Annotated in this window: 29 protein-coding genes and 1 pseudogene; 8 read left to right on the forward strand and 22 right to left on the reverse strand. The window is 54.6% G+C overall.

Annotation, left to right across the window (positions count from 1 at the left end; genetic code table 11):
* Positions 1-169: 169 nt before the first annotated feature.
* Entirely contained in the window at positions 170-1,087 is a 918-nt protein-coding gene (locus HKK52_RS09350) for an alpha/beta hydrolase (protein WP_169370587.1), read from the reverse strand.
* Between the two features lie 283 nt (positions 1,088-1,370).
* On the opposite strand from HKK52_RS09350, the gene HKK52_RS09355 reads away from it, so the two are divergent.
* Positions 1,371-2,267, forward strand: a complete 897-nt coding sequence (locus HKK52_RS09355) for an AraC family transcriptional regulator (RefSeq protein WP_169370588.1) — start codon at positions 1,371-1,373, stop codon at positions 2,265-2,267.
* A gap of 243 nt (positions 2,268-2,510) precedes the next feature.
* On the opposite strand, the gene HKK52_RS09360 is transcribed toward HKK52_RS09355, so the two are convergent.
* Positions 2,511-2,876, reverse strand: a complete 366-nt coding sequence (locus tag HKK52_RS09360; RefSeq protein ID WP_054613966.1) for a histone-like nucleoid-structuring protein, MvaT/MvaU family — start codon at positions 2,874-2,876, stop codon at positions 2,511-2,513.
* 421 nt (positions 2,877-3,297) lie between these two features.
* Between HKK52_RS09360 and HKK52_RS32615 the strand changes: the two genes are divergently transcribed.
* Positions 3,298-3,630, forward strand: a complete 333-nt coding sequence (locus HKK52_RS32615; RefSeq protein WP_237150758.1) for a hypothetical protein — start codon at positions 3,298-3,300, stop codon at positions 3,628-3,630.
* 95 nt (positions 3,631-3,725) lie between these two features.
* Here HKK52_RS32615 and umuC read toward each other — a convergent pair whose 3' ends face one another.
* From umuC to HKK52_RS09385, 5 genes are all read right to left on the reverse strand, one after another.
* The gene (gene umuC / locus HKK52_RS09365) at positions 3,726-5,006 is read right to left on the reverse strand and encodes a translesion error-prone DNA polymerase V subunit UmuC (protein WP_169370589.1); all 1,281 of its coding nucleotides are present in this window, start codon (positions 5,004-5,006) and stop codon (positions 3,726-3,728) included.
* A complete protein-coding gene (locus HKK52_RS09370; RefSeq protein ID WP_178117449.1) occupies positions 4,993-5,421 on the reverse strand; it encodes a LexA family protein in 429 nt (142 codons plus the stop codon). The genes umuC and HKK52_RS09370 overlap by 14 nt, the downstream gene beginning before the upstream one ends.
* A 122-nt stretch (positions 5,422-5,543) precedes the next feature.
* On the reverse strand, positions 5,544-6,326 hold the full coding sequence (locus tag HKK52_RS09375) for a DUF4253 domain-containing protein (protein WP_237150760.1): 783 nt from the start codon (positions 6,324-6,326) through the stop codon (positions 5,544-5,546).
* A gap of 136 nt (positions 6,327-6,462) precedes the next feature.
* A complete protein-coding gene (locus HKK52_RS09380) occupies positions 6,463-6,762 on the reverse strand; it encodes a hypothetical protein (RefSeq protein WP_169370590.1) in 300 nt (99 codons plus the stop codon).
* A 367-nt stretch (positions 6,763-7,129) separates the two neighbouring features.
* Positions 7,130-8,257, reverse strand: coding sequence for a sensor histidine kinase (locus HKK52_RS09385; RefSeq protein ID WP_169370591.1), 1,128 nt, complete (start codon positions 8,255-8,257; stop codon positions 7,130-7,132).
* A gap of 808 nt (positions 8,258-9,065) precedes the next feature.
* On the opposite strand from HKK52_RS09385, the gene HKK52_RS09390 reads away from it, so the two are divergent.
* Positions 9,066-9,512, forward strand: coding sequence for a GNAT family N-acetyltransferase (locus tag HKK52_RS09390; RefSeq protein WP_169370592.1), 447 nt, complete (start codon positions 9,066-9,068; stop codon positions 9,510-9,512).
* Positions 9,513-9,638: 126 nt separating this feature from the next.
* On the opposite strand, the gene HKK52_RS09395 is transcribed toward HKK52_RS09390, so the two are convergent.
* The 4 genes and pseudogenes from HKK52_RS09395 to HKK52_RS09405 all read right to left on the reverse strand — a co-directional run bounded on the left by HKK52_RS09395 (position 9,639) and on the right by HKK52_RS09405 (position 11,620).
* Positions 9,639-10,061, reverse strand: coding sequence for a hypothetical protein (locus HKK52_RS09395; protein ID WP_169370593.1), 423 nt, complete (start codon positions 10,059-10,061; stop codon positions 9,639-9,641).
* Positions 10,062-10,091: 30 nt separating this feature from the next.
* Positions 10,092-10,388: pseudogene (locus HKK52_RS32620) on the reverse strand (hypothetical protein); the annotation flags it as partial.
* 282 nt (positions 10,389-10,670) lie between these two features.
* Positions 10,671-11,168, reverse strand: a complete 498-nt coding sequence (locus HKK52_RS09400) for a 3'-5' exoribonuclease (protein ID WP_169370594.1) — start codon at positions 11,166-11,168, stop codon at positions 10,671-10,673.
* 152 nt (positions 11,169-11,320) lie between these two features.
* Entirely contained in the window at positions 11,321-11,620 is a 300-nt protein-coding gene (locus HKK52_RS09405) for a hypothetical protein (protein WP_169370595.1), read from the reverse strand.
* Between the two features lie 198 nt (positions 11,621-11,818).
* On the opposite strand from HKK52_RS09405, the gene HKK52_RS09410 reads away from it, so the two are divergent.
* A complete protein-coding gene (locus tag HKK52_RS09410; RefSeq protein WP_169370596.1) occupies positions 11,819-12,118 on the forward strand; it encodes a hypothetical protein in 300 nt (99 codons plus the stop codon).
* Between the two features lie 127 nt (positions 12,119-12,245).
* On the opposite strand, the gene HKK52_RS09415 is transcribed toward HKK52_RS09410, so the two are convergent.
* From HKK52_RS09415 to HKK52_RS09435, 5 genes are all read right to left on the reverse strand, one after another.
* A complete protein-coding gene (locus HKK52_RS09415) occupies positions 12,246-12,431 on the reverse strand; it encodes a hypothetical protein (protein ID WP_169370597.1) in 186 nt (61 codons plus the stop codon).
* Between the two features lie 22 nt (positions 12,432-12,453).
* Complete coding sequence (locus HKK52_RS09420) at positions 12,454-12,822, reverse strand: hypothetical protein (protein ID WP_169370598.1); 369 nt, start codon at positions 12,820-12,822, stop codon at positions 12,454-12,456.
* Positions 12,823-12,868: 46 nt separating this feature from the next.
* Positions 12,869-13,273 (reverse strand): DUF6957 family protein, encoded by a 405-nt coding sequence (locus HKK52_RS09425; protein WP_169370599.1) that lies wholly within the window; start codon positions 13,271-13,273, stop codon positions 12,869-12,871.
* A gap of 67 nt (positions 13,274-13,340) precedes the next feature.
* Entirely contained in the window at positions 13,341-14,069 is a 729-nt protein-coding gene (locus HKK52_RS09430; protein WP_169370600.1) for a metallophosphoesterase family protein, read from the reverse strand.
* Between the two features lie 17 nt (positions 14,070-14,086).
* Positions 14,087-14,575: a hypothetical protein gene (locus tag HKK52_RS09435; RefSeq protein WP_169370601.1), complete on the reverse strand. Its 489-nt coding sequence runs from the start codon at positions 14,573-14,575 to the stop codon at positions 14,087-14,089.
* 317 nt (positions 14,576-14,892) lie between these two features.
* Here HKK52_RS09435 and HKK52_RS09440 point away from each other — a divergent pair, with 317 nt between their 5' ends.
* Both HKK52_RS09440 and HKK52_RS09445 read left to right on the forward strand, forming a co-directional pair.
* The gene (locus HKK52_RS09440; protein ID WP_169370602.1) at positions 14,893-15,360 is read left to right on the forward strand and encodes a helix-turn-helix domain-containing protein; all 468 of its coding nucleotides are present in this window, start codon (positions 14,893-14,895) and stop codon (positions 15,358-15,360) included.
* 878 nt (positions 15,361-16,238) lie between these two features.
* Positions 16,239-16,622, forward strand: a complete 384-nt coding sequence (locus tag HKK52_RS09445; protein WP_442962292.1) for an endonuclease — start codon at positions 16,239-16,241, stop codon at positions 16,620-16,622.
* 57 nt (positions 16,623-16,679) lie between these two features.
* Here HKK52_RS09445 and HKK52_RS09450 read toward each other — a convergent pair whose 3' ends face one another.
* Positions 16,680-17,582, reverse strand: coding sequence for a siderophore-interacting protein (locus HKK52_RS09450; protein ID WP_169370603.1), 903 nt, complete (start codon positions 17,580-17,582; stop codon positions 16,680-16,682).
* 103 nt (positions 17,583-17,685) lie between these two features.
* A complete protein-coding gene (locus HKK52_RS09455; protein WP_169370604.1) occupies positions 17,686-18,063 on the reverse strand; it encodes an SPOR domain-containing protein in 378 nt (125 codons plus the stop codon).
* A gap of 249 nt (positions 18,064-18,312) precedes the next feature.
* Between HKK52_RS09455 and csrA the strand changes: the two genes are divergently transcribed.
* Entirely contained in the window at positions 18,313-18,507 is a 195-nt protein-coding gene (gene csrA, locus HKK52_RS09460; protein WP_007938114.1) for a carbon storage regulator CsrA, read from the forward strand.
* A 186-nt stretch (positions 18,508-18,693) separates the two neighbouring features.
* On the opposite strand, the gene HKK52_RS09465 is transcribed toward csrA, so the two are convergent.
* Positions 18,694-19,149 (reverse strand): DUF2214 family protein, encoded by a 456-nt coding sequence (locus HKK52_RS09465; RefSeq protein WP_169370605.1) that lies wholly within the window; start codon positions 19,147-19,149, stop codon positions 18,694-18,696.
* Positions 19,150-19,306: 157 nt separating this feature from the next.
* On the opposite strand from HKK52_RS09465, the gene HKK52_RS09470 reads away from it, so the two are divergent.
* Positions 19,307-20,017: an alpha/beta fold hydrolase gene (locus HKK52_RS09470; RefSeq protein ID WP_169370606.1), complete on the forward strand. Its 711-nt coding sequence runs from the start codon at positions 19,307-19,309 to the stop codon at positions 20,015-20,017.
* 32 nt (positions 20,018-20,049) lie between these two features.
* Here HKK52_RS09470 and HKK52_RS09475 read toward each other — a convergent pair whose 3' ends face one another.
* The 3 genes from HKK52_RS09475 to HKK52_RS09485 all read right to left on the reverse strand — a co-directional run bounded on the left by HKK52_RS09475 (position 20,050) and on the right by HKK52_RS09485 (position 24,427).
* Complete coding sequence (locus HKK52_RS09475) at positions 20,050-21,534, reverse strand: hypothetical protein (RefSeq protein WP_169370607.1); 1,485 nt, start codon at positions 21,532-21,534, stop codon at positions 20,050-20,052.
* 50 nt (positions 21,535-21,584) lie between these two features.
* The gene (locus tag HKK52_RS09480; RefSeq protein WP_169370608.1) at positions 21,585-23,798 is read right to left on the reverse strand and encodes a type III effector HrpK domain-containing protein; all 2,214 of its coding nucleotides are present in this window, start codon (positions 23,796-23,798) and stop codon (positions 21,585-21,587) included.
* Positions 23,799-23,890: 92 nt separating this feature from the next.
* Complete coding sequence (locus HKK52_RS09485; protein WP_169370609.1) at positions 23,891-24,427, reverse strand: RNA polymerase sigma factor; 537 nt, start codon at positions 24,425-24,427, stop codon at positions 23,891-23,893.
* Positions 24,428-24,532 lie beyond the last annotated feature (105 nt).

A 24,532-nucleotide genomic window follows, 5' to 3' on the forward strand; every position in this document is an offset into this window, starting at 1 on the left:
CCAGTCATCAAAAAGGGCCCTAGAAGGGCCCTTTTGTGCTTAAACCCAATTCACTTGGTGAGTCATCAACCGTGGTGGAACCGCATCCAGCATCCTTGATTTTTTAAGGTCAGGGCTGTTCAGGAATGTTTGTAAGCAGGCGCGACGGCTCAGCGTAAATCGCCTCCCATCAACCTATTAGACTTTTTCGATAGAACTCTACGAGTTTGGCAACTGCCGGTGTTACGTACTGCTCCTTGTCGTAGAGATCAACATGGCTCGCACCCTCTACCCAAAAAAGTTCTTTTGGCTCTCCAGCTCTCGGAAACGCCTCTTCTGCCATCCACTTGGTGGCGGCCTTCGTTCCGACGATTGTCAGTAACGGGCGTGGCGCGATCATGTTGATGAAACGGAAGCCCTCAAATGTCGCCATCTTATCGACACTAATCCAAGGCATCTGCTTGGCAGATCGTGGATGATAGGCGCGAGGAGTGCAGTAATACTCCCAACCTTCGTAGACATATTGACCAAGCGCACGAGCGGCTGCTTCATCTGCTGGAAAAATCGGAAAAGTCTGTGATGTTTCGCCTCGTGCCTCGGCGGTGCGCGCCTTAGCGGCATTGTCCAACATCATCGTGAGAACCTCTGGAGGCTGTCTTCTGTCGTAACCTACCCGAAAAAACTCCCCGATACTGACGCCACTGACTGTAGCAACTGCCTTAATCCTGTGATCAGTTGCTGTAGCTGGGATCACGTACCCTCCAGATGCGCAAATTCCAAGCAGGCCAATTCGCTCCGCATCTACATCGTCACGAACGCTCATGAAGGAGATGGCCGACTTAATATCTTCGATACGATGCGCGGGATCTTCCAGACCACGCGGTTCACCAGCACTTTCGCCGTTATAGGCTGCGTCGAAGGCCAGTGTAATAAAACCCCGCTCTGCTAGGTACCGGGCGTACAGCCCGGCGGTTTGTTCTTTTACTCCGCTGGCAGGATGGCTAACCACAATGGCCGCATGCGGCCCTCTGCCCAAACCATCTGGGGTGTAAAGCGTACCAACGAGTTTGAGTCCTGCACTTTCAAATGTGACTGTCTGCTGATTCATGTTCACTGTTCCTGATGGCTGAGGAGATGATCGGTCTTGTGCCAGTGCACCAAGGGCCACAGCGGACGAGGCAATGATTGCGGTTTTGAGAAATATTCGGCGCTCCACGCATAGCCCTCTGATGATGGTGAGGAATAACCCATCTGGGGATGGGTCGCATGGATTGAATTGAACATCTGTGAACACTTTTGGCGGTAGAGCGAAGCTACCATTAGCTTGCACAATCCTTCCAATCACGTACTTGCCATGCAAGCAGCGCCTGTGCGAGTGGTACAGTTGCATCATGAATAAAAACGCTCATCTGTTGGGAGAGCTGCGGGAACTTATCCTCCGCCATGCGCCCTCGCACGCCACTCATCCTTTATTGGCAAACGTCGTGTTGTCGACTTATACGGTGCCGACACAGTCGGTTCCATGCCTGTCTGAACCTGCCTTTGCCTTGGTGGTACAAGGAGCCAAACAGGTTATCCTCGGGGAACAGACATTCCGGTACGCTACCGGTCAATACCTTATCTATTTGGTCGATTTGCCGCTGAGCTCCAATGTGATCCACGCAAGCGAAGAAGAGCCAGTGCTTGGGCTTGGATTAATCCTCAAACCCGAGGTAATAGCTTCGCTGTTATTAGAGAGCGGCATTCCAGCGACTAAAGGTGATGGGCAGCGCAGCATTGCTGTAAGTAACCTGACTGAAGATTTGCTCGATCCAGTCTTGCGGCTCCTGAGGTTGCTGGATCGACCGAATGACATTCCAATTTTGGCGCAGTCGATTGAGCGAGAGATTCTGTGGCGGCTTTTAAATGGAGAACAAGGCGCAATGATGCGGCAGCTAGGTCTTGCCGACAGTCGAATCATGCAGGTAGCCCGTGCGATCAAGTGGATCCGAAGTCACTACGCAGAAAAAATCCGTATTGAGACCCTGGCAGACGTGGCTGGTATGAGTATCACGTCATTTCATCGGCATTTTCTGGCAGTGACATCGTTGAGTCCAATCCAATTCCAAAAACAAGTTCGACTGCAAATGGCACGCTCAATACTCATATCATCGCCGAGAGGTGTGGCTGACGTTGGCCTTGCAGTCGGCTACGACAGCCCCTCTCAATTCAGTCGCGAATACCGCCGCTTATTTGGACGACCCCCACGAGATGATGGGCAAATAGTCAGGGCGCGCGCTGGTGAGTGACACTCATACCAAGCAGATCTAACTGCTCAACCCTGTCAAGGTCAGGAGCGACCACCAAAACATCGCTGCACATCCCCCTCTCCTATGAAGACAGCTTTATGTTTTCGCCGTCAAAGCTATCGAGTCGCCTAACGCCCAACTCGGAAGCCTTATGTAGGGATCACTGCTTGATCGCAATGCAATGTTTGAATTCAGTAACCATAAAAAGGCCCTTGAAGGGCCCCTTTTGTACTCAAACAAAACTCACTTGGTCAGCCAGGACTCAACGGTGTCCGATCCGTGTTCCGCCTTCCACTCTTTCAACGTTTTGTGGTTGCCACCTTTGGTTTCCACCACTTCGCCAGTTTTAGGATTCTTGTAAATCTTCACTTGGCGAGGTTTGCGGCTGCCGGATTTTTGCTCTGCCGCAGGTGCTTTGCGACCGGCATGTGGATCAAGCAAATTGACGATGTCTTTCAGGCTATAGCCGTACTTAGCCAGCAAAGCACGAAGCTTCGTTTCGAATTCGATTTCCTGCTTAAGGCCTGCATCCCCTTTCAAGGTTTCAAGTGCTGCAAGTTGTTCGGCGAGATGTTTTTCAAGTTGGCGGAATTCTGCGAGCTTGGACATGGAAAACCTCTTCTGGATTAGTATTCTAACGGTACACCAAAAAGAGAAACTTGCATCAATATCCGGATCAGGCAGCTCGATATCCACCAATAATTTGAATCTCACAAGCGGCACAAGGTCACCTATTAGGAGAATCAGAAGACGACAAAGCAAAGGGGGAAGTTTATGAGCCTTGCTATGATCATCGTCAGCATGATTGCCGCATGGACAGCGATAGCAATTTCCATGTTGTGGGGAATGCAGCGAATCACACGCCGGAACCATCCATTTGTTCAGGACGAAACTGTCGCTGATGCCCACTGTATACACTCTCCTACGCACTGAGCCCTTTTCGTTCCGCACCACTCAAAACTGATACCTCAGAGATAGCTTGAGCAGATATCAGCTGGGGAGTTCACGAATACAATGGGAAACCCTAAACATGTATCCGACGACTCCAGACGGTCGCTACTTCGTAGTCAAAGGGAAGCTATGGCGTTGCAGCAACCCATTGTTGCCCGCACACATTCGGCAGCACCTTGTCGATGACCTGATGGCTGCGCGTCGTGAGGTGAAGGCTGCTAAAGCCTCTGGAGATGCTGGCCAGCTATCTGCGGCCAGGGCAAAGGTTCAGAAGGCCAAGACTGAGCTCGGAGAGCGTGGGCCTGTCTGGTGGGACGATGGGAGCCCTGACGTCAATAGAAAGCAGGCTGCCAATACACCCTATGCCGACTGGTACTTCTCACTCAGCGCCATGAGCCCTCCAGAAATTTAGCGGTTACCGCTTAATCTTTTCGTAGCGCTCACTGAGCCGGGCCGTGATGTCGACATACTCTTCCTGTGCCGTCCAAAAGCCGATGGCAATTCGAACTACCGGCAGTAAACAGTCCACAGCTGATCAACACGGGTCGTGAAACTTTGGCTCATCATCTCTCTTCGCATTCCCCAATCTGGATCGGTAGGCACGCTTGCCAAACGCATCGTCCCCCTGCCCCACCTTCCATTGATCGCGTCCAGAACACCCATGACTTTCTCGGTAGCCTCAGGTTGGGAGATGGAAAAAAGATCGTCGCTGTATTCACCTTTCTGGCAGAGATTAACCAGAAGCACCTCTGCTTTGCTGTACTTAAAACCAGGTCGGAAAACGCTCTCCACGGCATCAACTGCAGTCTTCGTCATCAGGCGAACATCGTCGGTAGGGTATGGAAGCTCGACCAGAACACCGTTGGCATATTTCGCCTCCTCAGGGTTGAACATGCCCGTGCGAATACTCACTCGAATTCTCTTGCAGAGTGATTTCTGAGCGCGAAGCTTTTCGGTGGCTCTCATCATGTAAGTAGCGACGGCCTCCTGTATCGGTGCGATCTCAGTCAGCCGCTTCCCAAACATCCTTGAACAACAAATCTCCTGCTTGGGCGGATCAGGCTCATCAAGCTCCAAGCATGATGTGCCAGCAAGCTCGCGAGCTGTCTTCTCGATGACGATACTGAACTTGTTACGCAGCGTAGTGGGGTCAGCTAGCGAGAGATCCCACGCCGTATTGATACCCATGCCTTGTAGATGCAGAGTCATCTTGCGACCCACACCCCATACGTCTGACACCGGGCATTTTTTCAACACCCAGTGTCGCTTGGTTTGATCGCGGAGATCGACCACCCCACCACTCTGCGCTTGCCATTTTTTGGCGGCATGATTGGCGAGCTTGCTCAGAGTTTTCGTACCTGCGATACCTACCCCAACGGGGATACCTGTGCTGCGATATACCTGAGCCCGTATGCGACGACCAAGACCCTCTAAATCATCAGGAACGCCAGACAAGTCTGCGAATGCTTCATCAATGCTGTAGACCTCCACAGCAGGCACCAGCGACTCGATGACAGTCATAACGCGCTGGCTCATGTCGCCGTACAGCGCATAGTTCGACGAGAAGGCGACGATGCCGTGTTGCTTAAGCTTTTGCTTAATCTGGAAGTACGGCTCGCCCATTTTCACGAATGGCTTAGCATCGTAACTTCGGGCGATCACACATCCATCGTTATTACTGAGAACGACAATTGGCGTGTTGCGCAGGTCAGGCCGGAAGACCCGTTCGCAGGAAGCGTAGAAACTGTTGCAGTCGATCAGTGCAAACGCGGGCTCAGGCTTTTTCATGGCAGCGCACGCTGTACATGACAACGCCCCAAACCAAAAGCTCTTCACCCTCCATCATGTAACGCGAAGGATATTTAGGATTCTCTGACTTAAGAACGATCTGGCCACTCTCCTTGATGAGACGCTTGCACACGGGCTCACAATCTACCGCTGCAATCACGATGTGGCCCGACTCAACCTCCAGAGATCTGTCGACGATTGCCAGGTCTCCCGGAAAAATACCGGCACCGACCATGCTGTCCCCTTCGATCCGCACCAGGTACATATGCGGTGCACGCAGATCCAGAAGCTCATCCAGCGAGACTTTTTGCTCAAGATGATCTGCGGCAGGCGAAGGAAATCCTGCAGGCACGCGGTAGGAGTAGAAAGGAAGCTGGATGCCGTTACTGGAAAGCGGCCCAAGTATGGTGACCATAATGCAAACGCCAATACTGTATGTTCGTACAGTTAACCGTTGAGGTGGGATTGCGGTCAAATATTGTGTGTATCTAGCCGACCGGAGGTAATTATCAGCCGGGCTTTTGCTGCGCACGGAGCTCATTCCACGTAACGGATCCACAGATACGTCCGACCGAAGATCGCCTGCGCGACTGCAGAAATGCGTGCTTGTAGTTCTTCATCGCCAGTGTTGTAGAGCGCACAGAAGTCTTTGGCTACCACCTTAGCTTGGGATGTATCAGGTGGCTCAGCACGAATGAAGCCGATGTAAGAAGCACCTACGCCCATCAACTCATAGCTATGCGCTTCTGAAAAATGACGCGCAACCGAGAAGTTTTTCGCAGGATCCAAGTCGGAAGTGAAATAGCCATTCGGAAAAGCCGCGAGTGCCTGGCAAGACTGCTGAACAGGTACCAGAAGTGCTGAAAGGGGCTGCTCTAGAAGAGAGATAGGGTTGTTCTGGTAACTGATCCACTCCTGCTGGGCCCGCTCATCTAGCGTCAAGCCATGAGCGCAAGCGTCTTCGAACGACGTGGCTGCAACCAGGTTTGTGAAATTGCGAAGGCAGATTGCGAACTCCGCTTTCGTAGTCGGATAGCCTATGTATTCACCATTCTCGAAGCACTCTGGAGGCAAGCCCGCTATGTCCTGCTCCGATGCATCGTCAATCCCTAAGTTGTTGCGCACATGTCCCGAGGTGTAACGAGCTTGGTGCAGATCATCGAGCGAGAACAAAGGTATAAAGCCCGGGGGCGACTCAGCCATCTTACGACGAGCTTCGGCCAGATCGTCAAAGCTGGTAATCCCGCTCACACCGTACTCATCGCATGTACCTACAGACGGGTTATCACGCATGCCATTACCGCGAAATTCGATATCCATAAACCGTGGCCTGCTCCATGGTGTTACTGAATTGAGTGAGCAATCCTAAGCGTTCCAGGATCTTCATAGGAAGATCCGCTTCGAAGCGACAACAAACCCTGGATAGACTCCCCATGATTGACCGATACTCCTTTCCTTATTGATGAGTATCCGTCTCCTCGGCAGGATAAAACTCGCCCTCCTTTCCTATCTTTTTTAGCAGTTCACGCACAATTACCTCTACGCGGGCCACTGCGGTTTGATCGTCAGAGTCGACCAACTGCAAGCACAGGCGGCGGACATTCTGATCGTGGGTGCCCTCGCTCATCATCTCGTGGGTGAAGACCTGTTCGCCACGCCATAGGCATAACTGGGTATGAGTCCCAGCGAGCCATATCTCGTTGATTGATCTAAGGTCGGTGGTAGCCAGCTGATCCACGGTGATCGTCTTATCCATTGCGCTGTACCTTACCAATGAGTAGATATAGGTAGAGTTATAGGCATAAGGGGTCGTTCCAAGCGTCGGCAGCTCATCCGCGCCAATGGTAGTAAACCACGCCCCGGATGAAGGTGGGACACTAGACAATTCAGTGCGGTAAGTCCAAAAAGACGAGGGCAATCCCATGACTAACCCGGCTGGTTTACATTCAGATGGCCGCGCCTAGATAAACTTTACTCACCCCTCCTCGGGCCAATACTGCTAGTGCAATAGTGGGCGTGCAGCCTACGGAACGACCGACAGCTATAGGCCAATAGCGGTCGCTCATGACAGACCGCTGACGCCCATGGACGGCCACTAACCCGCAGTGCTGTGTCCAAGCTACCTAAGTGACTATCGATGGAAGACGGACGGTGAAAGTAGTACCGCTATCAGCGTCAGATTCGACTTCAATGTTACCGTGATGAGCGCTTACGATAGCTGAAGCGATATAGAGCCCTAGCCCCAGCCCCGCTTCGGCGCCGTACTCAACGCCGCCTTGTAGATGTCGAATCAACGGATTAAAGAGACTCGGCTTTGCGTTCTCCTCAATTGGAAGTCCAGCATTATGGACAGACAATAAGGCAAATCCATCAACGGCTTTTACGGTGACGGTAATTGGAGTGTCGGCCTCACCGTGCTGAATCGCGTTCCCAATTAGATTGGAGATAACCTGCTCCATCCTAGATTTATCAAACCGCCAGGGCAGGGTGTTTTCCGTCATCAAATCGACCTGTCGATCTGGGTGGTAGGCTTTAGCTTCTTCTACCATTCCCCTACAGGTCTGAACCAGATCGCCATGTTCCATACGAACTGGAATTCCCGATCCTAACTGAGTGCGGGTGAAATCTAGAAGATCACCCACTATTTTTATAGATCGCTTCACACTCGTATAAATACACGAAACATTCTTGGTAGGCTTTGGCGGGAGATCCCCAGCACGCAAAAGAACTTCAGCGCTGAGTAATACGGCACCGAGCGGGCTTCTCAAATCGTGACCGAGTACGCCAAGAAACACGTTTCGCGCTGTCTCTACAGCAGTGGCATATGTCACCACAGACTCCGCGAGCGCCTGGTCAATCGCTTCGTTAAATCGAATGACATCGTTAACTTCTTGATGCTTGGACACATGGTCAGGCGGCAGCCACAACGCAAGCACGCTGGTGCGCAGGGCTCTGTACTCTGCGATCACCTGTCCAATGGTAAAGCCCGAAGCATGTCGAATGTTCGCGTGTGATTCTGCTGAGGTGATACTGTTCAATCGAGGCGCATTTCCGTGAGATTTCAAGATTCTTGCTTCAGGGCTCTGATGGGTTTGGAGATCAGCGGCAATAGTCCGCAGCATGTGCTCTGCGTGATCTCTCAAGGCCACCGCATCCATCCCCTCAGCGGCCGGGGTCAGCGTCTTGGCGAAGTCCTCCCACTGCTGAAGGATTGGTTCCATGTTTTGTTGGATGAAATCAGCCAGGCGCATTTTTTGCCCCCTTTATGAAAGTGGATTATCCGAACAACGAGCTTAAGCAGTGAACGGACGACTGAAATACCAGACTACGCTATCGGGCGTACCTATCTTGGGTCGTTGCAGCCGGTCGCGGCAGGCAGCATTCAGCCGGTGCAGTCATTCAGGCGATCCAAAGCACGGGTGACTCAATGTTGGAAGGTCACCGCACCACCCAGAGCAGAACGATAACGCTCGAAGCCCATCCGATTGCAAGGATTCCTATTCCAAGCGTCATGACAAGAAGCAGAGGATATTTCCACAAGGCTCTATCTCCTTTAATTCATTAATCGGTCAGTAGGAGCATCAGAGCAATATCCAAGCCACCTATTAACATCTGGTCTCCCCCCGTCACAGCAACGAAGTGGGCACTTTTCATTTCGGTAGATTTCTATTGCCTTACCCACAATACCCAAAGGTGGGGGGTGCCCTTCCCTACAATAGGTGCTAGGTCGGAGGGTTGGTGGAGGCTCAGTTGAAGGTGGACACGGAATACCAAAAGTCTTGCTGGCTGTCACGATGGGCGACAAACGGCCGAGGCTGTGTAAAAACGTTTTTGAGCGCGTCAGGTACTCAACACCGGACTGGAAATCGCGTTTCTACGCGAAATCCACATCTGCTGACGTGCCGATAAATTTCAGATTTAACGTAGACGCGCACACTTCAATTTTGGCGAAGCGTTTTTACACACTCTGGGCCAGAAGCGGACACCCGCAGCCCCTTTCGGGTAATGTGTCAAATTGAACCATTGAAGCTTCATCGCCCTTTCGCTTGAGGATCTCTAATGAGAAACCAATCCGCTATTGTCGAGGTGGTTCAAGAAACCGATCCTGTACTACTCAGATCTTTGAATGACCTTCTCCCACAGCTTTCTAAAAACGCTCAAGCGATGACAATGGAAGATTTGAAGCAGATTGTGGATTCAGAGTGCTCCGATTTGTTGGTGGTGAAAGCAGCAGGTGGCGGAAGCATCTTGGGGGCGCTGACCCTAATTCATTTTCGCATTCCGACAGGAATTCGTGCTTGGATCGAAGACGTCGTTGTGGATGCCAGTGCCCGAGGTCAGGGGATTGGCAAAGCACTGATACAAGCAGCAATAGAAAAAAGCCGTGACCTTGGGGCGAAAACACTGGATTTAACATCCAACCCAGATCGTGAATCTGCTCATCGTTTATACGAGAGCGCGGGGTTCTCGGTGCGCACAACAAAGGTCTACCGATATATCAAATGACTAGAGGGTGGTTGTTCAACGCATGGTGATCACTCATGTGTACAGCGCCGCTGACCGCTTTGGGTCGAAAGCGCTCAATCGTATACCGCAGTAGCTGGCCGAACGCAGACACGCCCTTTCGGGAAGTCAAACTCCGTTGAACAGACCCAGATATGAAATGGTTGCAGTGCTCTCCGGCAAACGTACCAGCGGTTCCACTTGTGTAGAGGTCGAACGACGGTCGCCCCAGATGGCATTCGAACCCACCATTATAAAGTGCGTGAATTCTCCTACCTTAGAGCTGACCAGCGCTCTCTCGGACTGACTACGGATTTGAGCTATGACGTCATCTGGGGTGCCGGCAAGCTCAACGAAGTCTGAATCCATAAAGAACCCAAGATCTTCCGCTATTCGCCAGGTTGGATTCCGGTCTTCCCACGAAACGTACTCGGCTTCGCTTGCGCTTTCAGGGGGCTCTGGCTCCCACTGTTCAAACACAAATGTTTGCGCAACGGCTTCAGTGGCGAAATTGGCACCGAAGAGATGGAAGGGCCAGCAGCCATCTTGCATGTCTCGATCTCGATTGTTGATGAGTCGTCATCAGGATCGTACCTGATTAAAGGTGGAGGAGCAGCTGGCCAGGCATAATTGCTGCACCCGAGGGGTGAAATGGTGCTGCCGCCGTGAAAGACGTAGAAAATCGCGCAGACTCGAACGCCCATTTCCACGCTGGAACGTTGCGAGCACGTACCGGGAGTTCACGGCTGTCATCACCCTGAGTCTCCCCTCGCGTTAGACCTTCAACACGTCAGAAGTCCTGATCAGGTGGCCGTCGCCAAAACGATCGTATTGGTCTTTTCGGTTGTGGCCAAAAACCACGCCGATGCCTTCTCGAGCTATTACCTAGATAGAAGATTTTTGAAATGAAAAATTATGTCTGGGCAGTAATTATGGCTGAGCCATAATTTCCAATAATTCAGTTTCTCCCCCCGCCGTATCCATTGCGGTGAACTCGATCACCTGCTGCGCACCGTACAAAGTTGATCATCGCGTGTCGTCAAGCTCAAGCTCGCACCTTCCACTCCTTATGGCACGCTCGCTACTTACGCAGGTCATCTGCCAGTCATGGGCTGCAAAAATTCATTACGACGTAAGAAATCTTCGAGCTAAGAAGCCCTATTATGGTGAAACCTTAAACTGGGATACCGATATCTTGAATAGCTCCGCAAGCACTCGTGCGTCTAGCAAAGCATGGTGAGGTGGATCACATAGCTCAACGTGCTCAAGAACTTCTGCATTGACCTGACTGAAAAGGCTTATGAGGTTGGTCGGTTGACTCATAACCTGCTCTGGCCATGGTTGATTCTTAACATCAACGAGATAACAGAAAAAATCCCAGTCCCAATTTGGCGCATCTGAACATACCTCAAGCTCTCCATCGAAGCCGCCTAGAAATCTTCGAAGTGAGTGTTTGGCTTCGATGAGCGACTGGCCATACCGTCTAGGATCGAGCTGCGGTAAAACATAATGGATGACGAAATCACTGCAGTCCTCAACCACATAGGTATCCGTCAGCTCAACGTAGAACTCTTCGCCGGACTCCGATACCAGCGCTAGTGATATGAGCTTCGAGTCCTGATTGAGCTGGGTGAATTCGCAATCTAGGAATATCTTCAACGCCCTTTCCTTTTCAACGAATTGTTAGCGCGGCCTGTCATTGGAGCCGTGTTCATCCCACTATTTACAGCACCGACGGATTTGCGAGGAGCGTGACTACCAGGTCGTCCAGTAAGATTAGGCGCTGCGTTAGTGATTGGACGTGGGGGCTGTCAGTCGTCCCCCCAGGGATCGAACTTGTCCCCATACCTAGCGTGTAAGGCGCGATTGCGCTCGATCCGCCTTATCCACGGATCGTAATCCTCAGGCAACGCTGCGAGCTTAGCGCTGATGATGATTTGCACTGCTTCGTCACGCAGTAACCTGCTGGTCAGCTCGCGGTATTGACCACGCGTAACCACACCATAAACGGCATGATTGTCTTTTACGTAGAGGTCGGTCATCCCCACCCGCAGATGGCCATATATCTTTACGTCATCGGGGTAGATGTCCTCTAGGCTGAGGTATCCCATATCGAACTCCGGGCTAGGAATGTACTCGCTGAATAGCACTGCCTGTACGCGCCACAACGTTGAAAGACGCCACCGAAAGCGGGCACCATCATTGATGTCGTCCCTTCGCGCCAGCGCCTATAAAAACCAGCCAACAACAGGCGATATAGTGTGCGCATGATAGCCTCCGCTCAGTTATCACTGTTCTGAGAATCCGCTTTGAACACACCTGACGCACGCACCGATTTCAACACTCTGATCAACGCACCGAAATTTTCCGATGACTCCGTCGGGCATTGGCAGAAAAAGCGGTGGCAGCTCATCGCTGGCGACATTTACAAAAGCACCTCCATCGAAGACCTACTTGAAGCGAGGGGAAAAGCTGAAGGCTACATCCACGGCCTTGTGGACGCTGGGCATTTGTCGACGAGGGACACCGACCGCGACTATCTCATTTTGAGCATCGTCCAACGGCGGCGTGAGTTTTTGCAGAAGCTGCTGAACGAGTACGGTTACTGAGCCAAGGCCAGCTGTGAACCGTCCGATGGTAAACGAGGGTCACAGCATAGAGGCAGTTTGAAGCGCTCCGCACGGCTAACTCGGAGCGCTGCTGATTCAAACCGTATTAGGCCTAGCAAGCGATGCCTCAGAAGTCTGACAGAACGCGGGAGCGGAGCTCATCCTGGACGGCGCACTCCTCTATCGAGATCAGAACAGCTCTCCTTTGCTGACCATCGATAAAAACCGGTTTACGCATCATGATCACCTTCTCAAGCAACTCATCGAAATTTCTCGTTGCCCGAGCAACTGTCCAGCGTTCATCAGATGCCATGCAGTTCCACCCCCCAGAATATTCAATCCTCAGATTGGAGACGTTCACCGGAACGAAGCAACTCAAGAAAACTACGTCGCCCACCCCCACGCTTGAAGCTACCAACGAGGTAATTTCCTTCTCGCGTCTCAAGAAGCCAAAACCGCCCTTCTTTCCATGCTCTCTGTATTTTTTCTGTGCGAATAATTCCGCCATTGGCTGTTTGATACGCGTCGTCTTGCTGCAGGTGATCGAAAGACACTCCGAGGCACCTATCATCAATGATCACTGCATCGCTGATAAAAGCCGTAATGGCCACTGTGTATTTTCGGAGACTCGCTTGTACAAGGCGACTCATTTGGAAGTCACTGAGATATTTACTATGAAATTCGACTTCGATGATTTCTGGCATCGGCCATCTCCACATGACTCAAGTAGTATTTTGCGCCAGTCATAGCTCAATCCGCTTTCATAGAAAAAGCAGCACCTATGCTGGCATTTTTTCTTAGGCCCGATCCCAGCAGGAGGTAGACCGTACTCTTGGTTTCAAACATGCAGCCTTCTGCGAAGGATTTTCCGAAGTTACTGCGTACCCACATGCCCGCCTGAAATCGATTTCGACTATCAAAAACAACTTCGTGCGCGAAGAGAGTCGCGGGCAGTAGACCGAGCCCGGTGAGCTTTTCTTTCTCATCAGGGTTAACCGTAAGGTCGATTAAATTCCACTGCCGAACAACGCAGAATGCTTTGCCTGGGAATGACTTTGCTGCTAAATAGATCAGGTCTTCCTCAGCCCCCAACCAGCCAGCCATCTCCGCGCCTGCGCCGTAAAGTAGCTGCGAGATTTCTTCTAACGTGACCATGTAATTTTCTCGAATTCGTACGCAGCGAAATTCAGTTCGCTAAGGTTCATAACTGAGAGACAGCTCATCAAATCTCGATCAGAAAATCCTGGTCGAAACCGGTCTCTTCGGTCGGGTATCCGCGAGGATTTGACACAACTCGGCAGCCTCGTTTAACGAAATCCGCAGCGATGTGGGTATGCCCGTACACCCAAAGATCGGCCTTCTCTAGAAGCTCAGGCCAATTGTTTGCGTACGCAGCACTGAGGTGTGCAGGAAAATCCTCACTCACGTGTTCCAAAGCGGGGGCATGGTGAGTGACGACAACAGTTTTACCCGCGAAGGGCTTGTCCAATTCGCCAGTTAGCCAGGCGTACGCCGCCTGAGATTTAGCGATCAAGTCATCAGGACGTAAACGCCGGAAATTTGCATCAGTTCTGATCACAGTGAAATCGTTCATCCAGTCCCACGCGACTCGTTTCGCGGCAACGACATCTCCGGTCGACGAGTAATCTGTCCATGCAGTCGTGACCAAAAACCTCGTCTGATTGAGTATCAAGACTTCGTTTTCGAGGACGTGAACATGTGGCGCTGCGGCGTCCTTCATTTTTCGAAGCGTGCGATCGATGTGACCGCCGTAAAACTCATGATTTCCGCAAACGTAAATCACCGGGCAATGGAATGTGTCGTTCGCCCAAGCTACGCCGCGCGATTTGATATCAATGTCACCGGCGAGAATTACTACGTCCGCGTCGCGCGCGGCGGGCTTGAATCGAGCGAAGCCGAGGTGCAGATCTGAGTAGATTTGGAGCTTCATAGCATGTTCGCCTCGGACTATTCCGGAATTTTAGGCATCAGTACTGTGGGATATTCCGGAACCATCGATGCGTTACGCTTGGGATCTTCGTAGATGGTTTTCACTTCCGTGAGCAAACTCGTGTCGCTCGTACCATCAGTAGACGTGCTGTAAACCGCTCCACACTCGACTTTGTGAAGCAATACATATTCGCCACTATGGTCGTATCCAGCGGTCAACTCGATCAAAGTCTCCATACGATCCAAAGGAGTGGCGTTCATCCAGGGCGGTGTTATGACCTGTACGACCTCAACCGAACTGGTTTTGCTATCCGCGAGAATTTCGACCAAGACAGAGGCGCTAGTCGATATCAATTTCTCAATGCGATGCCCCGAACCTTCGCAGATCCTGCGGATGACTTGATACCAAGGATCCATCGATTGCCGCTCAAGCATTCGCCAAGCCGATTGCCCGCTTCCAAAAAGCCCAGGAAAACGAAATGAGTAGGACTCATCTGAGATAAACATTTTTGATACTCGTATGTGGTGCGCGCATGAGGCAACCCGCTTGAATTTTGCTTCCATGCCCATTTAACAATCAGCTCGCCGCTTCCATGACCGACAGAAATTCCTACATTTGCGGGATTAAATCGCGTCAATACATGGAATACGTTTACGATCCTTCGAACTCGATTAGGTCAATGCGAGGCCCCAAAGGACGCCTGGGTGCAGATACAACGGCAGCTCACCAGGCTTTCAATTGGCGTCGTCCGGAATAATAACATCAATCGACGTTTATCTAAACACTTCGAGTGTGGCCCTATCCTCGCTTTTTAGGGACGATCATGTCGCTCAAGAAAGAGATTGCCGCAACGATCCGGGTAGTCCGGTCGGTGCGCGGGCTGGCATACGAAGACTTGGCGTCTGTCACCGCGCGCACAAACATCAGTGCGCTTGAACGTGGGAAGATCAACATCACCGTTGATAAATTGATCGAGCTATCCACGCCTCTGAAGCTTGACCCTGTAGCCCTTCTAGCCATCAGCATCTCGATGAGTAATGGCGAGCCCCCCGAAGCGGCTTTGGAACGAGCCCGTGTGGAACTGGAGAGTTTTCGGTCAGAAGGAGGATTAGATCTTCTTGCAACACAGATCGTTGACGACACGCTTGTGCAGCGCTCGCGTGGGAAGCCGGAAGGCTCTAAAAATGCTCAGGCTATTAGGGAGCTAAAGGAGGCAGGATTTAGCCGGAAAGACGTCATGGAAAGGCTGGGGCTATCCAGATCCACGGTGTATGGGCACTGGAAGATATAGAGCAAACGGCAACGAACGGCTTTTGTGGTTTTTCAAATGGCTATGGCGTTCAGATTCTACAGAATCTGTATCAGCCAGCTAATTGCTGAGGCGACCATCGATTACCGAAAAGGAAGGATCGTGTGAGGCATCCTCGACTAGCTGCAGCCTTTCACGGTAGCAGCCCCCCTTCGCGAGGTGATGCGTTCTGGCATAGCGGCCTTATCCTTTCCTTTTGGGGATGCAAGACTTCGATGAGGCGCGCCTTCGCTGTAACGCTGCGAGCTCTGCGTAAAGCAAAGGGCATGAGCCAGGATGAGCTTCAGAAGCTATCAGTCGTCATTACACGAGCTGGCTTGAGAACGGTAATTCGAGCGTTACGCTAGATAGGCTCGTTTCCATTGCTGCTACTCTCCAAGTTGAACCACTCGTGATCGCTTTATGCGAATCCGTGCGGACTGGGCAGTCCGTTCAACAGACGATAAAAGGCGCGCTGGCCGCGACTACCCTGCTCAGCCAGAACCGGTTGCTCGAAGCATTCCAGAAGGAAGTTGATCGAGCTCAAATTACAGAGGGCCTTTCGAGTGAATCGCGCCAAAAGCTAGCAGAAGAAAAGACCGAAGCCCTTCTACAGTCGGGGTTGGGTCAAAAGAATATTTCAAAAAATCTTGAGCTAAGTCCGGCTACTGTTTTCAGGTACTGCAAAAGGATTCGAGAAAGGCAATAAGCACGCATGCCGCCGTAATCTTCCCATCCATTGATTTAAACCTCAGCCACTTGGTTCCCTTGCTTCAAACCAGCCTACCGTTCGTCTGAACAATTGGATTTTGGCCAAAATGTCAGCGTTGACATGCTGAAGACGGACTACTTATCGACAGCACACCTCCTAACAATCTGAAATTGAGGGTTTTTTTCACATTTCCTTGCGTTGTCATCAAACGGTCGTCCGGGATAAGGAGGTGAATGGCGATCGCAGCAACTTCAGTTTTGGCTGGCTGCCGGTGCAATCGGGTCAATACGGTTCGTGCCTGACCCAGGTCGACTTCAAGGCAAAGAAGGTCATGCCCCGCCCATCGATTCGCGGGATGATTGCCCGGACGTACTTCTACATGAGCAAGCAGTACGGTTTGCGCTTGTCCAAACAGGATCGCCAATTGTATGAAGCCTGGAACAAGACCTACCCGGTGCAGACCTGGGAGCGTCAGCGCAATCAGAGCGTGGCGTGTGTGATGGGGCGCGGCAACGAGTTTGTCGGCCCGGTGGACATGAAAGCCTGCGGTTGAACAAACGCTGAAAACACAAAGGCCTCGGGTTTCAAAACCCGAGGCCTTTGTTCGTTTCTAACCGCCGACTTTGTTGCAGCGCCAATAGCCCATCAGGTTAAGCGAATCCCGAGGAATGCCGCGCTCCTTGATCAAGTACTTGCGCAGGCTCATCACCGCCACCGTTTCCCCGGCAATCCAGCCGTAGAAACCGTCACTGGCCGACTCGGCGGTTTCCCAGAGGATCTCTTCGTCGACATCGATTTGCGTCAGTTCCTCCGTTTCGGATGCTTTCGAGGTCAATGACGGCAGATTCGCCCGCCGGACTGCCTCGACCATCAGCGATCCTGCAACCGCGTGATCTCGAATCAGCCATTCAACAGACAGCCCGGGCCAGTCCGGCACCGGCAAGGCATCTTCGCGGCTGTCGACTTCAAAGAAAGCCTGGGTCACCGGCGGCTCGGCCATGGCCGCCAGCTCATCGAGAATGCCGAGAGCCGCGGGCAACGCAGTGCCATCAGCGACCAGCAACAGTTGCTTGAGTGCTTGAGGTGGCTTCCACTCGAAACCTCCGGCGTCCTGCGCCGAAAAATGTCGATCCGGCGCAGTGATCTGGATCGAGGCACCCGGCAGCGCTCGGATGGCCCAACGGGACGCGGGGCCGGTTTCACCGTGCAACACGAAATCGATATCGACTTCGCCCTGCTCGGCACGCAAATGACGGATGGTGTAGGTGCGCATCGCCGGACGCTGGGCCACCGGCATTGAGCGATAGCGGGCGTACCAGCCATCGTCGTGGGCGAGCCTGGCCGGTGATCCGTCTTCTGCCGGAAAGAACAGTTTCACCCGTTGATCCGGCGCCCAGGTGGCCATCTCGGTGACCATCGGGCCGGCCAGGGTGACGCGCATCATGTGTGGGCTCAGGGTCTGCTTGCGCCGCAAGACCGCGTCGAACATTTTGTAAGGATTGGTGGAGGCCATGGGGGAGCTCCTTCTGGGAATCGAAAATGACTACGTATAGATACGAGTCACCGTGGACACCCTTTAGGATTCCCCGCTGAACGGCGCCTGAACAAATGCGCGGTTACTGCGCCGCCGGACGCTCGATGATCAGCGATTCGATGTTCATCTTTTTCGCCCGGGTCAGGGCCGCGTTCAGGTCAGCCTGTCGGGCCTCGGCCTCGGCTTTCGAAGGGAACGGACCGAGCAGGATCCGATCCTTGCCGTTTTCCCGGACCACATTGGAAACGAAGCTGTGTTCGATCAGCCAGCCGCTCAGGTCGCTCACCGCCTGGGTTGTTTCGCCGCGCACTTCGAGATCCCATTGCGGAGCCGCTGCAGCGGCGGGTGCCGTTACCGGTGCGGAAACGGTCGCGGATGGCGTCTTTTGAGCGCTCGCATCCTTGCCTTCACCACATCCTGCCAACGCCAATACTGCGATTACCAAGGCCAATTTGCGCACAACGCTTCCCTCTGAATGCCAAAAGAGCGGATTTTAGCATTCATGAATACTTCCCGAGTCCCGTAAAATGGGCTTAAAACAACGAGAATGATGGTTGCGGCCTCTGTATAGTTACGCCTTGGGAATTAATGCAGCATCTGCGCGTCAGAAAGAGGCACCCAAACCGTGAGACTTCGCACTAATCTATAACTACACCGACCTCTGCACTGTCTGAATCAGGTGCCCTACAAAGCAATCAAGGAGAAGACCATGCTGATACTCACCCGCAAAGTCGGTGAAAGCATAAATATCGGTGATGACATTACTATCACCATTCTGGGCGTTAGCGGCCAGCAAGTCAGGATCGGCATCAACGCTCCGAAAGACGTTGCCGTGCATCGCGAAGAAATCTATCAGCGCATTCAGGCTGGCCTGACCGCTCCAGACAAGCCGCAAACACCCTGAATCCTGTTGCAGTCAGCAGCCAGCCCGTTCGCTTCAGCGCAATGGCTGGCTAAAGATTCAGGCTCGGTATTTTGCTGAACGCTCGTCCCCCAAACCCTCCCCCATTTCGTGAAGCCGATACTACCGGCTTCGGCTACGCCATGGCTGTCAGACTTTTCTCTTTAACCACGACGAATCAGGTCCACGCTAGCCGAAGGTCACCGCCCGTGCCATGCCGGTGGCCGCAACCACCATCAGCATCAGCAACAGCGCTTCAATATGGCTGATGCGGGCAAACAGTTTGGCCCGCCCCAAGTCAATGGCGGCGCCCCGTCCCAAGGCGATCCGCCACTTGATCAAGGTGATCATCGGCGCCAGTTCCAGCAGCAGGATGATCACGAACAGCGTCATCTTGAGATGGAACAACGGCTGGTGAAGGTAATAGTCGGTGCCTTTTTCATAGCCGCCAAAAGCCCGCATCAAACCGGTGATCAGCAATATCCCCGCCGAAATCCCCCACACGTTATCGGCCACCAGCACGCTGCGGACCGGCGCCGTGCCCGCGGCCAGGCGGCTTAATGCCGTGCCTCGGGTCAGCACGCCCCAGAGGCCCATGGCAAACGCCAAGAGGTGGATCGCCGCAAGAGACCAGTGAGACAACATAAGGAAGCTCCTGACAGGAAAATGGAAAAGGGCTTGTCAGTAGTAGCCCAAAACCTGGAGATCCGCCTGCCGGCGCCCCACAGATAAACAGGCCCATTCTGACAAGCACGAGACGGGTCAAATGGGCCAGAATAGCCACTCGCCAAGGAAGGAAGACATGGACCGATCAAACCTGCCGACGCTTGTCCTGCTGCCCGGAATGGATGGAACAGGTGAACTGTTCGAGCCTTTCGTGTCGGCCCTCGACCACGCTTGCGACGTCGTTGTCGTGACCTACCCCGGCGACGTCCCGCTGAACTACACAGAACTGCAAGCCATTGCCAGACAATCGCTGCCCAGCGACCGCCCGTTCGTATTGGTTGGTGAGTCCTTCTCGGGACCGATCGCCCTCGCCCTGACGGCCTTGCGTCTGCCGCAACAAGTCGGGCTGGTGCTGTGCTGCACGTTCGCCAGTAACCCGCGCCCGCTGTTCAATCGCTTGAGCTTCCTGGTCAACCTCCTGCCGATAGGTATCGTGCCTGCCGGGTGGTTCAGCCCATTGCTGCTCGGTCGATTCTCCACCCAAGCCTTGCGCATGGCCTTGAGTCGAGCGATCAATCAGGTCAGCCCCTCGGTGATGCGCGCACGACTGCGGTCGGTGCTCGGCGTCGATATGTCGGCGCAACTTGCTCAAATCGATGTGCCGACGGTTTATCTACGCGCCACCCGGGACCGCGTGGTGCCCGCGGCTGCCGTGCGACGGATCTCGGACCTGAAACCGCAAATGCAGGTGTTTGAAGTGACAGCGCCGCATTGTCTGCTTCAGGCAGCACCCGATGAAGCGGCGCGCCTTGTCATCGGGTTTATGCAAGCGCGGCAAACCTGTTGAAGTCCCCGATGTTTGCGCATCGGGGGGGGCCTTCACACCTGGTCTGCACCGCCATCGGTGGGCGCTGGACGTCTACGCAAACCCGAACGCTGGACGAGATCGCCAACCATGTTGGCACCGGAAAGCGCCGCATTGCCGAGCGCCGTCGTGCCGGAGTTGTAGGCCTCTCCAAGCGCTGTCGTGCCGGTGGTGTAGGCATCTCCGATCGCTGTGCCCGCCTCGGCCAAGCCTGTCTTGGCCGAGCCATAGGTGTCGCCGGCAAATTTCCCGGTGGCCTTCGCCCCGGTCTCAATGCCCTTCTGCGCACCGTCCGCCAGTTTCTGCGCCTTGGGCGGAATGTCCTCCTGAATCACCTTGACGCCTTTGTCCGTCGCTTTTCCGGCCAGCACACCGGCGGCACCGTAAGCGGCGAAGGTCAATGCCGAACCCGCGACGTTGACCGCATGATCCGCCGCCGCAACGGCGCCCGCCGGCAACCCGTGATTGAGTGCAGCGGTCTTGGCCGCGTTACGCGCTATGCCCGTCACCGCGAAACCGCCTGCCAGCGCACCGCCGTTAGTCAGAAGGTTGCCGCCTTCAAAAACCTTACGCACAGAGCTCAAGGTATCGGTCGCAACGTCCAGAGGGAATTTGGCGGCGCGTTTGGCGCCGTTGATGTAAGGCTTGGATGGACTGCAATCCCTCAGTTCAATGACTTGCTCTTCCCAGTCTTTGCGCCCGAACAACTGCGCCCCGCCGACCAGGCCGGCGGCTTTTTGATGGTTATGCATGATCACGGCATACCCGGCGCCAGCCACCATGCCGCCCGCCGAGCCGATGGCCGTATCCGCCGCGGCGGCGGCCTTGGGCCCGAGCGTGGCATTGAGCGCTGCCGCAACCCCCAGGCGCGCGACGTTACGCACGGTAAATGTCTGCAGGGCTGTGGCGCTTTGCCCGGCCTGCTTGAGCGGATTGGCCTCGGACTTGGTCTTCTGGGAGGCCGCCATGATGTCTTCAAGCTTGTCGGCCGGCGCCTTCAGCCACAGCGAATCTTCGGTCGCCTTGGTCAGCAGTCCGGCACCTACGACATCGGCCGCCCCCGACATGGACCCGGCAATGTAACCGGTATACCCCGGGTTCCCGGCAGCATCGGCCGTTACCCCAGGGACTTTGTCGAGCACCACGGTGACCACGCCGAATGGCAAGCCGCCCACTGCGCCCTGGGTCGGAACGGTCACCCGGTCCATGCGCTCGGCCTTGTCCAGCAGACCCTCGATGGCGGCGGGGGTGAAACCCATCTCATGCAGTTTGTTGGCCCGTCCGTTGGCCAACGCATCCATCTCTGCCCCGTTTTCTTCGGTTCGGTCGCCCCTGAACAACTCGGTCATTTGGGTTTTCAGGCCCGCCAGTGCTTCCGGGCTACCCGGGGTGATTGCGACACTCCCGCTGGCCGATGTCGAGGCTCCCCGCGTCTGCAACTCAAGGGGCTCGGGTGTATGCAACGATTGGGAATGGACGGGAGGCGTTATCGAGTTCATGGGCAATCCTCGTGGTGTATTAAATAGTTGGCATCAGGTAGTGCGTTTGGTCAGTGCGCTTTGGGAATACCAAACTGCTCCAGGGTCGGGTCGACGTTGTGGTCGAAATGCTTTTGCGCGGTGTGTTTCTTCACGGCCTCGACAATCGCGGCGATGCCGAAACCAATACTCATGGCCGCGTCAATCACCCAGCCCACGGGACCGGCCGCCGCGCCGATGGCCGATGCCGCCGCCAGCCCGGCGGCCTCGCCCGCCACGGCCCCGGCGATCCTTCCACCGATGGAGCCGGCCATGCGACCGAGCCCGGCCGATGCTTCACGACCGGCCAGCTTGCGCACCGCATCGACGCCATCCTTGGCCGACGAGAGGCCCTGCTTGGTGTTGTCGTAGGCATCCTTGACTTGCTGGGCCTTGTTTTTCGGGGCCACGGCATCGGAGACCGAACCGGACCGCCCTGCTCCGTCACCGGCGTTTTCCAGCAGCTCGCGACCTTTTTTCGACTGCTGCAACTGGCCGACGGTGGCGTCCACATAACTGGCCTGCTGACCCTGGACGAAGCTCTGCGGCAGCACCGCGTCATAGGCGGCTTTCTGTGCATCGCTGGTGTTCAGGGATTGGCCGGCGTCGGCTTTTTTCTGCCCCAGTAACTGCTTGAGCGACCCGCCTTCACTGAAATTGTTGACGTAGGACTGTTGCAGCTTGCCCTGGACGTCCGGCTGGTTACCGACCACCTGTGCAGCCGTCGGCAGATTGGCCTCGGGACCGAGCAAGTCCTGCTGCATTTGCAGTTGCGCCGATAACCCGCCCAAGGCCGTGCTGTAGTCGGGGTTGGTGTCTTTTTTTGCGGACTTGTCGGCGCTGTTCATGTCGTTGCGCAGGGCCTGGCCACTCACCACATTTTGCAACTGGCCCTTCACCGCTTTTTCCAGGGACGGGTCGCTGGCCACCAGCGCTCGTTCCTGACTGGGAATGGCCTGGTTCATGTAGGCCTGCACATCGGGGTCGTCCTGCAACTGGCCGATCTTTTGTGCCAGGGCCTCTTCAGTCTTGCCGGTCTTGCGCAGATCGGAACCGGCCACCACGCTCTGCTGGGTTTGTTGCAACTTGACCATCACCGCGGCTTTCTGGGCGCCGGTGTAATTCTCCGGTTGCTCGAACACCTCTTTCCCCAGCTTGCTGATGTCCGTACCTGCGACGGCATTCAGGGTCGCGGCGTCGCTGAGCATCCCGGCGAACTCGCCACCGTTGGTGGGTGCCTGGTTCTTGATCCAGTTGCTGATGTTCGCCGCGTCGAATTTCTTGTCCGGGCCATGGGTGGCCAGGTCTCGGCCTTTGAGGCCGCCCTGATCGAGCATGTTCAGCAGGCCGGGCTGCGACCAGGTTTTCGACGCTTGCTTGAGCGGCCCGGCGAGCCCGGGGTTGTTGTCCTGCAACGCCTTCAAGCCCTCGGCGTCCATGTACTGGTCGACTTTGGTCTCGCCCTCCGCGCCGGCCGCGTGCTTGGGACTGGCAGCGTTTGCCAGTGGACCGTTGGCTTGCAGCAACGAGGCCGAGCGGACCATCTGCAACGACTGAGGATCCGCATTGGGATGGTCTTTCTGATAATTCGCCAAGTCCTTGTCGGCGTTATCCGCCGCGCCTTGCATCTTCTTGGCAAACGCCTTGAGGTCACCGTCGGTGATTTTGCCGTCGGCCTTGCCACCGTGCTTGCCGGTATCGACCGCAGTCTTCAGCGCCGGATTGTCATTGATGAACTTCATCGCCTTGGCCGCGTCCGGCCCTTTTTCCGTAGCCATCAGGGCGGCAGCGATCGGTCGGTTAAGCTCCTTGGCCGCTTGCTCGCGCTGTTCCGGCGGCAGGTCCGCCACCAGCGGCGCCCAGCGTTCAAGCTCCTTGGGTGAGGAATATTTCGAGTCGTCGAGCAATTGGGCTTCGGGACTGGTCGTCGCCGCAGGATTGGCCGCCGACGCCGTGGTGTTAGCGGTACGGGTCGCGGGCGTAACTTCGGTAAGCGGCCGCGCGGCTGTGGTGCGCTCATCGCCGCCGAGCAAACGCTTCATCACCAACCCCAACAGGTTCGGTGACTGAGCATCCTTGGCCGGGCTGGCCAGCGTCTGGGACCCGGCCTGTTGCCCGAACTGCACACCGCCCCCCGGAGTGGCCAAGGCGCTGGGCCTGGCATTCTCCGCCGTGGGCCGCAACGGCTTGTCGCCACCCAACGATGGAGAGCCGGTGGCGGGTAACGGTGTGTTGGAAATGCGCATGAGGGGTCGCCATTTTCAGTCGGACAGTGCCGATGTGTGGCATGACGAGCGCAAACGGTTCCAATGTGCCGTGAATGAAATCCCCCCGGCACTCAAAAAACACAGGGCACGCTGCGCTTCAGTTGCTCCCGCGCCCGGGACAAACGCGAGCGCACGGTACCGATGGGCACGCCCAGGCTTGAGGCGGTGTCCTGATAGTTGCCGTCCATTTCGAGGCTGACCCGCAGCACTTGTTGCATGGTCATCGGCAAGGTTCCGATGGCCCGGACCACCCGCGCCAACTGCCGGTGATCATCCACCTGGGCGCCGATGTCGCAACCGTCGCTGAATTCCTGCTCTTCGCGGTCCTCCCAGCTTTCCTGAAAAGGCTGTTTGTACAGCTTGCGAAAGTGGTTTCGGATCAGGTTCAGGGCGATGCCGCACAACCAGGTTTGCGGCTGGGAGTCGTAGCGAAATTTATGCTCGTTGCGCAGTGCTTCGAGGAATGTACCCTGAAGGATGTCCTCCACATCGTCGAGGTTCATCACTCGTTTCTTGATGAAGATTCTTAGCTTGTGCACCTGCTCGGTATTGAGCTGGCGGAGGCCGGAAACAGGTGCTGGACAGGTCATCGAATTGCTGGAAAGCATCGCTATAAACCATTTCAGGATATGTCCCAGGGCTATAGCGATATGTATGCCAATTGACACATTTCTGTAATCACATGATTTGTAACGGTTTTTAAAACTGTTGCT

Source organism: Pseudomonas sp. ADAK2 (assembly GCF_012935755.1).
In the GTDB taxonomy this organism is placed as follows: domain Bacteria; phylum Pseudomonadota; class Gammaproteobacteria; order Pseudomonadales; family Pseudomonadaceae; genus Aquipseudomonas.

What these genes read in the sequence shown, in the direction of transcription:
- HKK52_RS09360 (WP_054613966.1), bottom strand. Translation starts at nt 2,876, where the DNA reads ATGTCCAAGCTCGCAGAATTCCGCCAACTTGAAAAACATCTCGCCGAA.
- csrA (WP_007938114.1), top strand. Translation starts at nt 18,313, where the DNA reads ATGCTGATACTCACCCGCAAAGTCGGTGAAAGCATAAATATCGGTGAT.
- HKK52_RS09420 (WP_169370598.1), bottom strand. Translation starts at nt 12,822, where the DNA reads ATGCCAGAAATCATCGAAGTCGAATTTCATAGTAAATATCTCAGTGAC.
- HKK52_RS09485 (WP_169370609.1), bottom strand. Translation starts at nt 24,427, where the DNA reads ATGCTTTCCAGCAATTCGATGACCTGTCCAGCACCTGTTTCCGGCCTC.
- HKK52_RS09430 (WP_169370600.1), bottom strand. Translation starts at nt 14,069, where the DNA reads ATGAAGCTCCAAATCTACTCAGATCTGCACCTCGGCTTCGCTCGATTC.
- HKK52_RS09370 (WP_178117449.1), bottom strand. Translation starts at nt 5,421, where the DNA reads ATGGTCACCATACTTGGGCCGCTTTCCAGTAACGGCATCCAGCTTCCT.
- HKK52_RS09435 (WP_169370601.1), bottom strand. Translation starts at nt 14,575, where the DNA reads ATGTTTATCTCAGATGAGTCCTACTCATTTCGTTTTCCTGGGCTTTTT.
- HKK52_RS09475 (WP_169370607.1), bottom strand. Translation starts at nt 21,534, where the DNA reads ATGAACTCGATAACGCCTCCCGTCCATTCCCAATCGTTGCATACACCC.
- HKK52_RS32615 (WP_237150758.1), top strand. Translation starts at nt 3,298, where the DNA reads ATGTATCCGACGACTCCAGACGGTCGCTACTTCGTAGTCAAAGGGAAG.
- HKK52_RS09450 (WP_169370603.1), bottom strand. Translation starts at nt 17,582, where the DNA reads ATGGCCTCCACCAATCCTTACAAAATGTTCGACGCGGTCTTGCGGCGC.
- HKK52_RS09375 (WP_237150760.1), bottom strand. Translation starts at nt 6,326, where the DNA reads ATGGATATCGAATTTCGCGGTAATGGCATGCGTGATAACCCGTCTGTA.
- HKK52_RS09480 (WP_169370608.1), bottom strand. Translation starts at nt 23,798, where the DNA reads ATGCGCATTTCCAACACACCGTTACCCGCCACCGGCTCTCCATCGTTG.
- HKK52_RS09395 (WP_169370593.1), bottom strand. Translation starts at nt 10,061, where the DNA reads ATGCAAGATGGCTGCTGGCCCTTCCATCTCTTCGGTGCCAATTTCGCC.
- HKK52_RS09355 (WP_169370588.1), top strand. Translation starts at nt 1,371, where the DNA reads ATGAATAAAAACGCTCATCTGTTGGGAGAGCTGCGGGAACTTATCCTC.
- HKK52_RS09470 (WP_169370606.1), top strand. Translation starts at nt 19,307, where the DNA reads ATGGACCGATCAAACCTGCCGACGCTTGTCCTGCTGCCCGGAATGGAT.
- HKK52_RS09440 (WP_169370602.1), top strand. Translation starts at nt 14,893, where the DNA reads ATGTCGCTCAAGAAAGAGATTGCCGCAACGATCCGGGTAGTCCGGTCG.
- HKK52_RS09405 (WP_169370595.1), bottom strand. Translation starts at nt 11,620, where the DNA reads ATGGGATACCTCAGCCTAGAGGACATCTACCCCGATGACGTAAAGATA.
- HKK52_RS09465 (WP_169370605.1), bottom strand. Translation starts at nt 19,149, where the DNA reads ATGTTGTCTCACTGGTCTCTTGCGGCGATCCACCTCTTGGCGTTTGCC.
- HKK52_RS09380 (WP_169370590.1), bottom strand. Translation starts at nt 6,762, where the DNA reads ATGGATAAGACGATCACCGTGGATCAGCTGGCTACCACCGACCTTAGA.
- HKK52_RS09385 (WP_169370591.1), bottom strand. Translation starts at nt 8,257, where the DNA reads ATGCGCCTGGCTGATTTCATCCAACAAAACATGGAACCAATCCTTCAG.
- HKK52_RS09415 (WP_169370597.1), bottom strand. Translation starts at nt 12,431, where the DNA reads ATGGCATCTGATGAACGCTGGACAGTTGCTCGGGCAACGAGAAATTTC.
- HKK52_RS09425 (WP_169370599.1), bottom strand. Translation starts at nt 13,273, where the DNA reads ATGGTCACGTTAGAAGAAATCTCGCAGCTACTTTACGGCGCAGGCGCG.
- umuC (WP_169370589.1), bottom strand. Translation starts at nt 5,006, where the DNA reads ATGAAAAAGCCTGAGCCCGCGTTTGCACTGATCGACTGCAACAGTTTC.
- HKK52_RS09390 (WP_169370592.1), top strand. Translation starts at nt 9,066, where the DNA reads ATGAGAAACCAATCCGCTATTGTCGAGGTGGTTCAAGAAACCGATCCT.
- HKK52_RS09350 (WP_169370587.1), bottom strand. Translation starts at nt 1,087, where the DNA reads ATGAATCAGCAGACAGTCACATTTGAAAGTGCAGGACTCAAACTCGTT.